11 protein-coding genes are annotated in these 13265 nt (G+C 62.7%); 3 read left to right on the top strand and 8 right to left on the bottom strand.

Annotation, left to right across the window (positions count from 1 at the left end; translation table 11 throughout):
* The first annotated feature begins 221 nt into the window (after positions 1-221).
* Positions 222-1859, top strand: coding sequence for a methyl-accepting chemotaxis protein (locus tag HWE17_RS12620; protein ID WP_176388963.1), 1638 nt, complete (start codon positions 222-224; stop codon positions 1857-1859).
* Here HWE17_RS12620 and HWE17_RS12615 read toward each other — a convergent pair.
* The 3 genes from HWE17_RS12615 to mgtA are packed head-to-tail and all read right to left on the bottom strand — an operon-like array spanning position 1856 to position 5427.
* Positions 1856-2368 carry a ribonuclease HI family protein gene (locus HWE17_RS12615; RefSeq protein ID WP_176388962.1) on the bottom strand — a complete coding sequence of 171 codons (513 nt, stop codon included), beginning with the start codon at positions 2366-2368 and terminating at the stop codon, positions 1856-1858. The genes HWE17_RS12620 and HWE17_RS12615 overlap by 4 nt on opposite strands.
* Positions 2365-2706 carry a DUF6677 family protein gene (locus HWE17_RS12610; protein ID WP_176388961.1) on the bottom strand — a complete coding sequence of 114 codons (342 nt, stop codon included), beginning with the start codon at positions 2704-2706 and terminating at the stop codon, positions 2365-2367. Before HWE17_RS12610 ends, HWE17_RS12615 begins: the two co-directional genes overlap by 4 nt.
* Positions 2707-2742: 36 nt before the next feature.
* Positions 2743-5427, bottom strand: coding sequence for a magnesium-translocating P-type ATPase (gene mgtA, locus HWE17_RS12605; RefSeq protein ID WP_176388960.1), 2685 nt, complete (start codon positions 5425-5427; stop codon positions 2743-2745).
* Between the two features lie 473 nt (positions 5428-5900).
* Here mgtA and HWE17_RS12600 point away from each other — a divergent pair, with 473 nt between their 5' ends.
* Positions 5901-6254, top strand: coding sequence for a hypothetical protein (locus HWE17_RS12600; RefSeq protein ID WP_158300152.1), 354 nt, complete (start codon positions 5901-5903; stop codon positions 6252-6254).
* 58 nt (positions 6255-6312) lie between these two features.
* On the opposite strand, the gene HWE17_RS12595 is transcribed toward HWE17_RS12600, so the two are convergent.
* On the bottom strand, positions 6313-6924 hold the full coding sequence (locus HWE17_RS12595) for a TetR/AcrR family transcriptional regulator (protein ID WP_176388959.1): 612 nt from the start codon (positions 6922-6924) through the stop codon (positions 6313-6315).
* A 22-nt stretch (positions 6925-6946) separates the two neighbouring features.
* Positions 6947-8164, bottom strand: a complete 1218-nt coding sequence (locus tag HWE17_RS12590; protein ID WP_176388958.1) for a Bcr/CflA family efflux MFS transporter — start codon at positions 8162-8164, stop codon at positions 6947-6949.
* 145 nt (positions 8165-8309) lie between these two features.
* Here HWE17_RS12590 and HWE17_RS12585 point away from each other — a divergent pair, with 145 nt between their 5' ends.
* On the top strand, positions 8310-8468 hold the full coding sequence (locus tag HWE17_RS12585; protein ID WP_176388957.1) for a hypothetical protein: 159 nt from the start codon (positions 8310-8312) through the stop codon (positions 8466-8468).
* Positions 8469-8636: 168 nt separating this feature from the next.
* Here HWE17_RS12585 and gcvP read toward each other — a convergent pair whose 3' ends face one another.
* The 3 genes from gcvP to gcvT form a co-directional block, all read right to left on the bottom strand.
* Positions 8637-11537, bottom strand: a complete 2901-nt coding sequence (gcvP, locus tag HWE17_RS12580; protein WP_176388956.1) for an aminomethyl-transferring glycine dehydrogenase — start codon at positions 11535-11537, stop codon at positions 8637-8639.
* 118 nt (positions 11538-11655) lie between these two features.
* Positions 11656-12036: a glycine cleavage system protein GcvH gene (gene gcvH / locus HWE17_RS12575; protein ID WP_035818129.1), complete on the bottom strand. Its 381-nt coding sequence runs from the start codon at positions 12034-12036 to the stop codon at positions 11656-11658.
* Between the two features lie 70 nt (positions 12037-12106).
* Positions 12107-13228 (bottom strand): glycine cleavage system aminomethyltransferase GcvT, encoded by a 1122-nt coding sequence (gcvT, locus tag HWE17_RS12570; protein ID WP_176388955.1) that lies wholly within the window; start codon positions 13226-13228, stop codon positions 12107-12109.
* Positions 13229-13265: the final 37 nt, after the last annotated feature.

Genomic DNA, 13265 nt, shown 5'->3' with positions numbered 1-13265 from the left:
CCGCCGAATCGATGCAGCACCAGGCGCATAACCTGGCGCAGGTCGTCAGCGTCTTCAAGCTCAACGGCCAGCAGGCCGGCGCCAGTGCTGCCAAGACGCCAAAACGCCCGGCAGCGCCGCAAACCACCTTGCGCATCGGCACACGCTGATCGCGCCGCGGCTGCCACGTGCAGCCGCAACCCCTTTTATATAGTCTGGTTCCGCTTTTTTAGGATATTCACATGAATTTGTTAAGAAACGTCAGTATTGGTGTGCGCCTCGGCCTGGGTTTTGCCGTGATCTTGCTGTTTTCCATGCTCATCACCGGTATCAGCGTGTGGCGTTTGCATGACGTGGCCACGGCCACGCGCACCATGATGGAATTGCCGCTGACGAAGGAACGCTATATTTCCGACTGGTACGCGAAAATTGACAGCGGCGTGCGCCGCACCACAGCCATCGCGCGCAGCAGCGACACGACCTTGGGCGCTTATTTTGCGGAAGAAGCCAAGCAATCGTCCGTCGTCTCGGGCGAATTGCAAAAGAAAATCGAAGCCTTGATTTCCAGCCCGGAAGAAAAAGAACTGTTCCGCCTGGTGAGCGAACAGCGCAAGGTTTACCTCGATTCGCGCGCGCAAGTGTCGAAGCTGAAGGCGGATGGACAGGAGGCGGAAGCGGAACAGGCTTTCCAGGGCATCTTCGTGCCCGGCTCGACGAAATACCTGAAAGTGGTCAACGACATGCTGCAGCACCAGCGCGCCAGCATCGATAAAACCGCGCGCGAAATCGACGAGGTCGCCAAGACGAGCCGCAACTTGCTGCTGACCCTAGCCGCGCTGGCGCTGGGTTTTGGCGTCGTGTGCGCCTGGGTCTTGACGATGGGCATCGTGCGTCCCCTGCGCACTGCCGTGGACATCGCCCGCAAGGTGGCCGATGGCGACTTGACGGCGCAGATCGACGCCAGCGCCAAGGATGAGACGGGCCAACTCTTGCTGGCTCTGAAGGACATGAACACGAGCCTGCTCAACATCGTGGGCGAAGTGCGCAGCGGCACGGACAGCATCGCCACGTCGTCGACGCAAATTGCCGCCGGCAACCAGGACCTGTCTTCCCGCACGGAAGAGCAGGCCGGTTCCCTGGAGGAAACAGCGTCGTCGATGGAAGAACTGACCAGCACCGTGAAACAGAATGCGGACAATGCGCGCCAGGCGAATCAATTGGCGGCCTCGGCGGCGCAAGTGGCCGTCAAGGGTGGCGAAGTCGTGGCGCAGGTGGTGGGCACGATGGAATCGATCAACGCGTCATCGAACAAGATCGTCGACATCATCAGTGTCATCGACGGCATCGCCTTCCAGACGAATATCCTGGCCCTGAACGCGGCCGTGGAAGCGGCGCGCGCGGGTGAGCAGGGCCGTGGTTTTGCCGTCGTGGCGTCCGAAGTGCGCAATCTGGCCCAGCGTTCCGCTTCGGCCGCGAAAGAGATCAAGACCCTGATCGGCGCGTCCGTGGAGCAAGTCAACGCGGGCAGCATGCTGGTGGCGCAAGCTGGTTCGACCATGACCGACATCGTCGACAGCGTGCAGCGCGTGAGCGACATCATCACGGAAATTACGGCGGCGAGCAGCGAGCAAAGCGTGGGCATCGACGAGATCAACCGCGCCATCGGCCAGATGGATGCCGTGACGCAGCAAAATGCGGCGCTGGTGGAAGAGTCGGCGGCGGCCGCCGAATCGATGCAGCACCAGGCGCATAACCTGGCGCAGGTCGTCAGCGTCTTTAAACTGAACGGGCAGCAGGCCAGTGTCAGCGGTTTGAAAGGCAAGCAACGCCCTGCGGCGAAAGAGTCGAAGGAAGCATTGCGGATCGGCCGCGCCGCTTAATCTTTCTCCACCCAGCCGGTAATCGCCAGCTGCGATAGCCGGTCCGCCTCGCCATTCCTGTGGCGCGGCAGCCAGCGCAAGCTCACATCAGTGAATTGTTCCAGCAGGGCCACTACGGTGGCCCTTTGCGTTTCCAGCCCTTTGGCGCCCACCGGCGTCGTTCCCAGCACGTCGTTGATCACCACCTGGCTGTCGCCGAACAGCAGCAGTTGCACGGGCGGCGGGCGCACCTTGAGTGCCGCCTGCAGCACGGCCGTCAGGGCCGCGTATTCCGCGTCGCTGCTGCTGCCATAGCCAGCCGACTCGCTTACCTCGATGCGTTCGCCGTTCGGCCCCAGCAGCAGTGCGCCTATGCCCAGCTTGCCCGGATTCGGATGGGCTGAGCCGTCGAACCAGCCGCGCCAGGCCAGCGGGCCGCCATGGTCCTGGCGGCTGAGCGCCAGCTGCGCGCGGCGCGCCTGCATCTTCGCTTCCTTGCGCAGTTTGCGCGCGACTGCTTCCGCCGTCATGGCTTGATCAGGAAGGTGTCGACGAGGCTGCCTATCCAGCACGCCACCAGCACACCCACGGCCACCGTCATGGCGGGCCCGTCATTCGCTGACAGCGCATCGACTTTTTCCACGATCAGCTGCACGTCGAGGGGCAGGGCGCCGCTGTCGATCTGTGCCATTACCTGGTCTAAACGTGCCATGATCTGGCGCAATACGAGTACCAGCGCGATCAGGGCCGGCACGAGGAAGAGGCAGCCACGGGCCTTGCGTTTCAATACAAAATGCCCGCTGCCGGGGAAGACGAGGGCCGACAACAGCAGGGCGAGATTACGTTTGGAAAGGGAAGAGCCGCTCATGCGCGCCTTTTGTAGGGGAAAGAGCGGCTCATCATACTATTGCCAGCCGAATTTGCGCAGATACACGCGTTTCATGAACGTCGTCAGCACCGTGTAGCACACGAGGATGCCCAGCAGCCAGGGGAAATAGCCCAGCGGCAAGGCTTGCAGCTTGAAGTAGGTCGCCAGCGGACCCATCGGCAGGAACACGCCCACGGCCATGATGAGGGTCGTGGCCACCAGCAGGGGCACGGACGCAATGCTGTCGATGAAGGGCAGCTTGGGCGTACGGATCAGGTGCACGATCAGGGTTTGCGTCAAGAGTCCCACGACGAACCAGCCGGACTGGAACAGCGTCTGCTGCTCAGGCGTATTCGCGCCGAACACATGCCACATCAGGATAAACGTGCTGATGTCGAAGATCGAGCTGATGGGCCCAAAAAAGACCATGAAGCGGCCGATGTCGCGCGGGTTCCAGCTCAAAGGCTGCTGGATCAGTTCGGCGTCGACATTGTCGAAGGGAATGGCGATCTGCGACACGTCATATAACAGGTTTTGCACCAGCAAGTGCAGCGGCAGCATCGGTAAAAACGGCAAGAAGGCGCTGGCCACCAGCACGGAAAACACATTGCCGAAGTTCGAGCTGGCCGTCATGCGGATGTATTTCAGCATGTTGCTGAAGGTGCGCCGGCCTTCCAGCACGCCTTCTTCCAGCACCATCAGGCTCTTTTCCAGCAGGATGATGTCGGCCGCTTCCTTGGCGATATCGACGGCCGAATCGACGGAAATGCCGATGTCGGCCGCGCGCAGGGCGGGCGCGTCGTTGATGCCGTCGCCCATGAAGCCGACGATGTGTCCATTGCCGCGCAGCGCGCGCACGAGGCGCTCCTTGTGCAACGGGCTGAGCTTGGCAAACACCGTGTTGTCTTCGGCCGCCTGCGCCAGGGTGGCGTCGTCCATGTCGTCCAGTTGCGGACCTTGCAGCACGCCGTGCACGGCCAGACCCACTTCGCGGCAAATCTTCGCCGTCACGAGGTGGTTGTCGCCCGTCAAGACTTTCACGGTGACGCCATGTTCCGCCAGCGCGCGCAGGGCGGGCGCCGTCGATTCCTTCGGCGGATCGAGAAACGCCACATAACCGATCAGGGTCAGCGCCGTTTCATCGGCCACGCCATACACGGTTTTATGCGGCGGCACTTCCTTGACGGCCACGGCGACCACTCTTAGCCCTTCCGCGTTCAGGCCCTGCGTGGTGTCCAGCACCTTGGCCAGCAGGGCAGGATCGAGGGGAATGTTCACGCCGCCCAGGCGCAAATGGCTGCAGGCGGCGAGGATTTCCTCGACGGCGCCCTTGCAGATCAGTTCATGGTGATCATTCTTTTCGGAAACGACGACGGACATGCGGCGGCGCACGAAATCGAACGGGATTTCATCGACTTTCACGTAATCGCGGGCCAGCTGCATTTCCGTCTGCAATTCCACGTGGTCGAGCACGGCGCGGTCGAGCAGGTTTTTCAGGCCTGTCTGGTAATGGCTGTTCAGATACGCGAATTGCAGCACTTCATCGGATGGCTGGCCGAACACGTCCGTATGGCGCTCGAGCACGATCTTGTCCTGCGTCAAGGTGCCCGTCTTGTCCGTGCACAACACGTCCATGGCGCCGAAGTTCTGGATGGCGTCCAGGCGCTTGACGACGACTTTCTTTTTCGACAGTTTCACGGCGCCCTTGGCCAGGGTGCTGGTGACGATCATGGGCAGCATTTCCGGCGTCAGGCCCACGGCGACCGACAGGGCGAACAAAAACGCTTCCATCCAGTCGCCCTTGGTCCAGCCGTTGATCAGGAACACGAGTGGCGCCATCACGAGAGCGAAGCGGATCAAGAGCCAGCTGACGCTGTTCACACCCGCTTCGAACGCCGTCGGCGTGCGCTCGGTGGCCGTCACTCTCGTGGCGATGGTGCCGAAATAGGTGCGGTTGCCGGTCGCCAGGACCAGCGCCGTGGCCGCGCCCGAAATCACATTCGTGCCCATGAACAGCAAATTGGCCAGTTCCATCGGGTCTTTGCCATGGGCGTCGGCCAGCTCGGCCATCTTTTCCACCGGCAGGGATTCGCCCGTCATGGCGGCCTGGCTGACGAACAGGTCTTTCGCGGAAAGCAAACGGCAGTCGGCGGGGATCATGTCGCCGGCCGACAGCACGATGATGTCGCCCTGCACCAGCTGGCGGATCGGCAGCTCGATCTGCTGGCCATTGCGCAGCACGGTGGCCGTATTGCTGACCATGGCTTTCAGGCGCTCGGCGGCGCGGTTCGAGCGGCCTTCCTGCACGAAGCGCAGTAGGGTCGACAAAATCACCATGGTGCCGATGACGATGGTCGCCTTCGGGTCTTCCGTCAGGTAGGAAACGATGGACAGCACCGTGAGCAGCAGGTTGAACGGATTCTTGTAGCACAGCCATAGGTGCTGGTACCAGGCCAGCGGTTTTTCATGCTCGACCTCGTTCGGTCCCGTTTGCGTGCCGATCACTTGCGCCTCGGCATCGCGCAAGCCTTCTGCCCGCGTGTGCAGCCGGTTCAGCGCGCTGTCGAGTTCTTCATGGGCGGCGGCCAGCAGCTGGCGCGCCAGGTGGTCTGGCACGGGGCGGGCCGTGCTGTTTTCCAGTGGCATGGCGCGCCGGCGGAAGTGGCCGGCCGTATGGCGCTTGCGCAGGAACGATTCGAATAAGCGGGTGAAGAGATTCATGGCTCTTCCTTTCACGACGAGGTGTTGACGGGCGGCGCAGCCGCAGGCAAGACTTGCGCGCCGCCAGCGCGCATGGCAAAGCATGGCGCTGGCGGGCAATCCGGGTCAGTAGCCGGTCGCGATCGGAAAGAGGGGAGGGCGCGCAACCGGACTGGCCGCGCGAGACACCGCACCTTGCTCAGCAAGGCACGGAGGAAAGAAAGTTCCGCGTTGCTTGCTGTTTAGCTGCCGAGGCAATCACCGATACAAGATCGGCTACTGTCACTAGAACAAGTACTCACGTGGGACTCCGTAAATGAATAATGAGGGCATCTTATGGATGGGCTGCCCAGGTGTCAACTGAAGAAATCTTAGGTTTCCAAAGTGTAATGTGACAATCTGTGATTTTTTGCCGTTTGGCAATCCATTATGTTTGAGTACGGTGATTGGCTGGAAGTAGCCACGGTAAACTCTATGCAAATACAGAAAAACACATGTCTATGGAATTGATCGTTGGGGCGATAATCGCCGGCCTTGTCGTCATCTTCTTTGTCGGCAAGCACTTTTCTAAAAAGCGGCCCAAAGAAACACATTTCGAATGTGCCCGTTGCGGTACGCTTGCATGCCACACCGATCGAACGATTGAAGCCTGGCGCAACAACAAAACCACGTTCTTCTGCCAGTCCTGCCATATCAAATGGCTACATGCAAGGACGCCACGCGAGCGTGAGCGCGGCACTTCTCCTGCGGGCTCCAGACCGGGATCCAGATCAGGATGTCTTGGCGTTGTTGTGCTGTTTGCCGTCGTTCCGCTTGCTGGCTTTTTATTGGTGCACGCGTATGCCTGACCCAGTTTTCGCGCAGTGAGCCTCGCCGAAAATCATGTGGCCTCCACCTTATGCCACATCAGGCCGCTTGCGCCGCCATCGCCAGCGAATCGGACAATATCTGCCATAGCGCAGCATGTCGCTGCTGCAGCGCGGCGCCACCCGCATAGATCAACTCCACATGCAGGCTGTCGACGATGCCCAGGTAGGCTTGCGCGTACAGGTCGACGTGCTGCGGCGGCAGGGATGGCGCCAGGCGGCCCAGGCTGGCCACGTAATGCCGCTGCAATTGCGCCAGCAAGGCTTCGTAGCCCGTGCCGACTTCGATGCGCAGGGGCGCTGGCGGCAAATACGCCGTGCGCAGCAAGAAGCGCAAATGGGCCGAATCCGCGTAGCGCTGGGCCATGCGGTCGCAGTACACGGCGCCAGCTTGCTGGCCGCCGGGCGTGGCCAGCGCCGCTTCGTCGGCGAAGCACGCATCCATGAAGGCTTGCTCTTCAGCCAGCGCGTCGGCAAACACGTCCAGAAACAGGGCGTCCTTGCCGGCGAAATGCGAATACAGCGAAGCCTTGCGCATGCCCGCCTGCGCGGCGATGTCGCTAAGCGACGAGGCATCGTAGCCGTGCTCCGAAAAGTGGACGACGGCGACGGCACAGATGTTATCGGCCGAAGCCGAGCGTTTTTTCATCATTGGGGTGAGAGTGGGTGAGGCGTCAGTGCGCTCCCAGACTGCTGGCATGGACCGGATGGACGCGCGCAGTGGCCAGGGTCAGCCATGATACCAGCAGGCCGGCCACGGTCAAGAACAGCAGCCATGGCAACGGCCCCCGTTCGGACAGGCTGGCCGCCAGCGGCGTGGCCAAGGACGACAAGCTCATCTGGATGGCGCCCAGCAGGGCGGCCGTGGAACCGAGCGCGCGCTGCTGGGAAACCATGGCCATGGCCATCAGCGCCGCTTCCGCGATGCCCAGACCGAACAGGGCCACGAACATGCCAGGCACGACGGCCATTATTCCCCCTCCCGCCCAGGCACCGAGCAGTGCCAGTCCAGCGCCGCCCAGCATGGCCACGCTGCCCGCCACGCTCAGGCGCGCCACGCCATGCTTTTCCACCAGGCGGGCGCTGGCCATCGCGCCCAGCAGCACGGCCACGCCCGTGGCACCGAAGACCAAGCCGAAATTGCTGGCGGACAGGCCGAAATCGCGCTGGTACACGAGCGATGCGCCACCGATATACGCAAACAGGAAAAAGAAAGCGGCGGACAGGGCCAGCGCGGGCAGCAGGAAGGCGCGGTCCAGTGCGATGCGCGCATAGGTGCGGTGCATGCCTTGCGGTGAAACGCGCTTCTTCAGCGGCAAGGTTTCCGGCAGGAACAGCGCGCTATTGAGCAGGGTCACGGCGCCCAGCGCGGCCAGGGCCAGCATCCCGGCGCGCCAGCCGTAGTGCGCGTCGAGCAAGCCACCCACGGCCGGCGCCAGCACGGGCGCCAGGCCCACGATGGTCATCAACAGGGCAAACAGCCGCGCCGCCTGCACGCCATCGGCCACGTCGCGCACCATGCTCATCACTACAACCAGTGTCAGCGCCGCGCCCAGACCCTGTAAGGTGCGCGCCAGCAGCAGGGTGGCCAATTGATCCGCCTGCGACGCCCAGACGGCCGCAAGTATATACAGGGCGATGCCGGCCAGGAGCGGACGGCGCCGGCCCAGCATGTCGGTCAGCGGACCGCACAGCAGCTGCCCGCCGCCCAGGGCCAGCAGGAAAACGGTCAGGCTCAGTTGCACGTTCGCATACGAGGTGTGCAGCTCGCGCGCCATGGCGGGCATCGAGGCCAGATACATGTCGATGCCGGCCGGACCGAGCACGGCCACGAGGGCCAGGGAAGCCGCCAGCCCGAGACTGGCGGCGGGGAGAGTGGTTTGCTGCTGCATTGCGCTTCCTTCGTGTCGTCAAAAAACGGGGCATGGACGCCGCCGTGTTTTTTATTGTACACTTACTGCCTACCGGTAGGTAGCTTGCTCAATCAATGAAAAGGATGAGAACGATGAAAAAAGAATCAATGGCGGGAGAGCTGGCATGACGGAAGTGGGAATTGCGCTCAGCGGCGTGGCCGTGGCGCTGCTGTTTGCCGCCTGGAGTTCGCACCGCGCCCGCTGCGAACGGCGCGATGTCATCTTGCTGACGATACTCGGCACGACCCTGGGACTGCCGGGCGCCGTCCTGCTGGCGTTGTAGGTCACGTAGGTCGGATTAGCGTAGCGTAATCCGACAACATTGTTGGCGAGGCCGGTGGTGGTGTCGGATTACGCGCTCACGCGCTAATCCGACCTACGATGAAAAAAGGCAGGCCGTGTGGCCTGCCTTCTTGTCGTCGACACGCCCGCCTAAGCGGGCGCGTGGCGCTTACTCTTCTTCGTAAGAGCTGATGGGGGCACAACCGCAGAACAGGTTGCGGTCGCCGTACACGTTGTCGGCGCGGCCGACCGGTGGCCAGTATTTGCGCTGGCGCAGCGAGGCGACTGGGTAGGCGGCGATTTCGCGGCTGTACTTGCGTTCCCAGTTGTCCGACATCAGCACCTGCGCCGTGTGCGGCGCGTTTTTCAATGGGTTGTCGTCGTGGTCGAATTCGCCGCTGGCGACCTTGGCGATTTCAGCGCGGATGGCGATCATGGCGTCGATGAAGCGGTCGATTTCCACTTTCGATTCGCTTTCCGTCGGTTCGATCATCAGGGTGCCCGGCACGGGGAAGCTCATGGTCGGCGCATGGAAACCGAAGTCCATCAAACGCTTGGCCACGTCTTCGTTGCTGATGCCGGTGGCGTCCGTGATCGGGCGCAGGTCCAGGATGCATTCGTGCGCGACCAGGCCGTCGTGACCCGAGTACAGCACGGGGTAGTGCGGCGCCAGGCGGCGCGCGATGTAGTTCGCCGCCAGAATCGCCGTCTCGGTCGCTGCGGTTAATCCCTCCGCGCCCATCATGGCGATATACATCCACGAAATCGGCAGGATGCTGGCCGAACCGAATGGCGCGGCGCTGACGGCGCCGATGCCGGCAGCGTCGCGCTGGTAGCCCGAGGAACGCTGGTTCGGCAGGAATTTCGCCAGGTGGGCGCCCACGCCGATCGGGCCGACGCCTGGTCCGCCGCCGCCGTGCGGGATGCAGAAGGTTTTGTGCAAGTTCAGGTGGGACACGTCGCCGCCAAACGAGCCGGGAGCGGCCACGCCGACCAGCGCGTTCATGTTGGCGCCGTCGATGTAGACCTGGCCGCCGTGCGAGTGGATGATCTCGCACAGTTCCTGGATGCCTTCTTCAAACACGCCGTGGGTCGATGGGTAGGTGACCATCACGCAAGCCAGGTTGGCGCTGTGCTTTTCCGCTTTCGCTTTCAGGTCGGCCAGGTCCACGTTGCCGTTGGCGTCGCAGCTGGTGACGACGACCTGCATGCCGACCATATTGGCCGATGCCGGGTTGGTGCCGTGCGCCGACGACGGAATCAGACAGATGTTGCGGTGGCCTTCGCCGCGCGATTCGTGATACGCCTTGATCACCAGCAGACCCGCGTATTCACCCTGCGAGCCAGCGTTCGGCTGCAGCGAGACGGCAGCGTAGCCGGTCAGCGCGCACAGCATTTCTTCCAGCTGCGAGATCATTTCGCGGTAGCCGACCGTTTGCGCGTCTGGCGCGAACGGGTGGATGTTCGAAAACTCGGGCCAGGTGACGGGAATCATTTCGCTCGTCGCGTTCAGCTTCATGGTGCACGAGCCGAGCGGGATCATGGTGCGGTCCAGCGCCAGGTCCTTGTCGGCCAGGCTGCGCAGGTAGCGCAGCATTTCGTGTTCCGAGTGGTAGCTGTTGAAGACCGGGTGCGTCAGATACGCGCTTTCGCGCGCCAGATTCGCCGGCAACGCGCTGGTCACATTTGCTTCCACGCTGTCCAGGCTTGGTGCGGCAGGTGCGTTGACCAGGCCGTGCGCGAACACTTTCCACAGCAACGCGATATCGTCGCGCGTGGTGGTTTCATCGAGCGACACGCCGACATGGGTGTTGTCGATCTTGCGCAGGTTGACGCCGTGGTGCATGGCCGTCGCGTGCAGTTGCGCCGCATCGGCCACGTTGATGGTCAGGGTGTCGAAGTAGCTGGCGTTGACGACGCCATAACCGAGGGTCTTCAGGTTCGCCGCCAGCACGCCGGTGAACCGGTGCACGCGCTGGGCGATCTGCAGCAGGCCGGCAGGGCCGTGGTAGACGGCGTACATAGAGGCCATCACGGCCAGCAGCACTTGCGCCGTGCAGATATTCGACGTCGCTTTTTCGCGGCGGATGTGCTGCTCGCGCGTTTGCAGGGCCAGGCGGTACGCCTTGTTGCCTTGCGCATCGACGGTCACGCCGACCAGGCGGCCCGACATATTGCGCTTGAATTCATCGCGCGTGGACAGGAAGCCCGCGTGCGGGCCGCCGAAACCGAGCGGCACGCCGAAGCGCTGGCTGTTGCCGACGACGACGTCGGCGCCCCATTCGCCCGGAGGCGTGAGCATGGTCAGGGCCAGCAGGTCGGCCGCGACGATGACCATGGCGCCATTCGCGTGCAGTTTTTCCACGCCGGCGCGGTAGTCGCGCACGACGCCGTTCACGCCAGGGTATTGCAGCAGCACGCCGAAGCAGGCGTCCAGCGATTCGATTTCCGCCGGGTCGAAGGTACGCACTTCGATGCCGATCGGCTGGGCGCGCGTTTGCACCACTTCCAGCGTTTGCGGCAGCACGTCATTGGCGACGTACAGCACGTTCGACTTCGACTTGCCCACGCGCTGGATCAGGGTCATCGCTTCGGCGGCGGCCGTGCCTTCGTCCAGCATCGAGGCGTTCGAGATGCCCATGCCGGTCAGGTCCGTGATCACTTGCTGGAAGTTCAGGATCGCTTCCAGGCGGCCTTGCGAAATCTCCGGCTGGTAAGGCGTGTACGCCGTGTACCAGGCCGGGTTTTCAAAGATGTTGCGCAGCACGACGCCAGGGGTGAACGTGTTGTAGTAGCCCTGGCCGATCAGGGATTTGAGCACCTGGTTCTTGCCGGCGATGGCTTTCAGGCGCGACAGCGCTTCCTGTTCCGGCATCGGCTGCGAGTAAGCACCCAATGGCAGGGCGCCCTTGTTGCGGATGTTGGCCGGCACCAGGGCGTCGATCAGCGCGGCGCGCGATGGATAGCCGAGGGTCGCCAGCATGGCTTGCTGTTCGGTGGCGGAAGGGCCGATGTGGCGGGCGATGAAGGCATCGCGTGCTTCGAGTTGGGTCAGGCTGGTGCGGGTCATGATATAGAGGCCAAAAAAGACTGAAAAACCGGGATGCGGCGCGCGGGCGCGGCGGCGGGGCATAGCTACAAAATTAAATGCAAACGGGCCGCAAACGCGGCCCGTGAGTCAAACGCGATTACGCGCTGGTGGTGGCGCCATAGGCGGCAGCGTCGAGCAAGCCGTCCAGGGCCGACACGTCGGCTGGCTTGATCTTGAACAGCCAGTTGGCGTAGGCGTCGGCGTTGATCGACTCTGGCGAGTTGACGACGTCGTCGTTGACGGCCACGACTTCGCCGGCGATCGGCGCATAGATGTCGCTCGCTGCCTTGACCGATTCCACCACGGCGGCGTCGTCGCCGGCGCCGTAGGTATTGCCCACGGTTGGCAGTTCGACGAAGACGATGTCGCCCAGGGCGTCCTGCGCGTACTCGGTGATGCCGACGGTGATCGTGCCGTCGCCTTCAAGGCGTACCCATTCGTGGGAAGCGGTGTACTTCAGGTCTGCAGGAATGTTCATGTGTGGCTCCAGATGGTAAGTGTTCGTTATTGATTATGTTTATTCGGTCTTGCGGGCGGCTCTAAAACGCTTACGCAGCCAGGATTTTACCGTTACGCACGAAAGGCAGCTTGACGACCGAAGCGGCCAGTTGCTTGCCGCGGATTTCCACGTGCACGCTGTCGCCTACCGCTACGCCGTTGGGCACGCGCGCCAGGGCGATCGCTTCCTGCATGGTCGGGCTGAAGGTGCCGCTGGTGATTTCGCCCGTGGCGTCATTGCCGGCGATGATGACTTTCTGGTGGGCGCGCAGCACGCCGCCTTTTTCACGCAGGATCAGGCCGACGAATTGCGCGTTCTGGCCCTTGGCCAGCAGGGCGGCCTTGCCGATGAAGTCGCGCTCGCTGACCAGGTCGATGGTCCACGCCAGGCCCGCGTCGAGCGGGTTGACGGTTTCGTCCATGTCCTGGCCGTACAGATTCATGCCCGCTTCCAGGCGCAGGGTGTCGCGCGCGCCCAGGCCGGCCGGCTTGACGCCGGCGGCGATCAAGGCGTTCCACAGCGCTTCCACCTGGGTGGCGGCCACGCCGATTTCAAAGCCGTCTTCGCCCGTGTAGCCGGTGCGCGCCAGCATCACTTCGCCGAAGGCCGTATCCTTGATGATGACGACGTTGAACGGCTTGATGGCTTCGGAAGCGGCTTGCGTTTCCGGCAGCACTTGCCATACCTTGGCGCGCGCGTTCGGGCCTTGCACGGCGACGAGGGCCATCGGATCGTTGGCGTTGCGGCGTTCGGTGATCGTCAGGCCGCTGCTGGTGGCGGTGTTTTGCTGCTGCATCCAGGCCACGTCTTTTTCAGCCGTGCCCGCGTTGACGACGAGGCGGAACCAGTTTTCGTTGAAGAAGTAGACGATCAGGTCATCGATGACGGTGCCTTCGGCATTCAACATGCACGAGTACAGCGCCTTGCCCGACACTTGCAGCTTGTCAACATTGTTGGCCAGCAAGCCGCGCAGGAAGGCGCGCACGTTCGGGCCTTCGATATCGACCACACACATATGGGACACGTCGAACATGCCGGCATCGCCGCGCACGGCGTTGTGTTCTTCGATTTGCGAGCCGTAGTTGACAGGCATGTCCCAGCCGCCGAAATCGACCATGCGGGCGCCGAGGGCACGGTGGGCGTTGTTGAGTGGGGTCGCTTTGAGCGTCATGGATTCCTCGGGACGAAGGTAATAGGGGAGTTAACAA

The sequence above is a fragment of the Janthinobacterium sp. BJB401 genome, assembly GCF_013372745.1.
Lineage (GTDB): Bacteria > Pseudomonadota > Gammaproteobacteria > Burkholderiales > Burkholderiaceae_D > Janthinobacterium > Janthinobacterium rivuli.
Note: the sequence above shows the minus strand (reverse complement) of the source record. Positions and strands in the feature narration are given on the sequence as shown.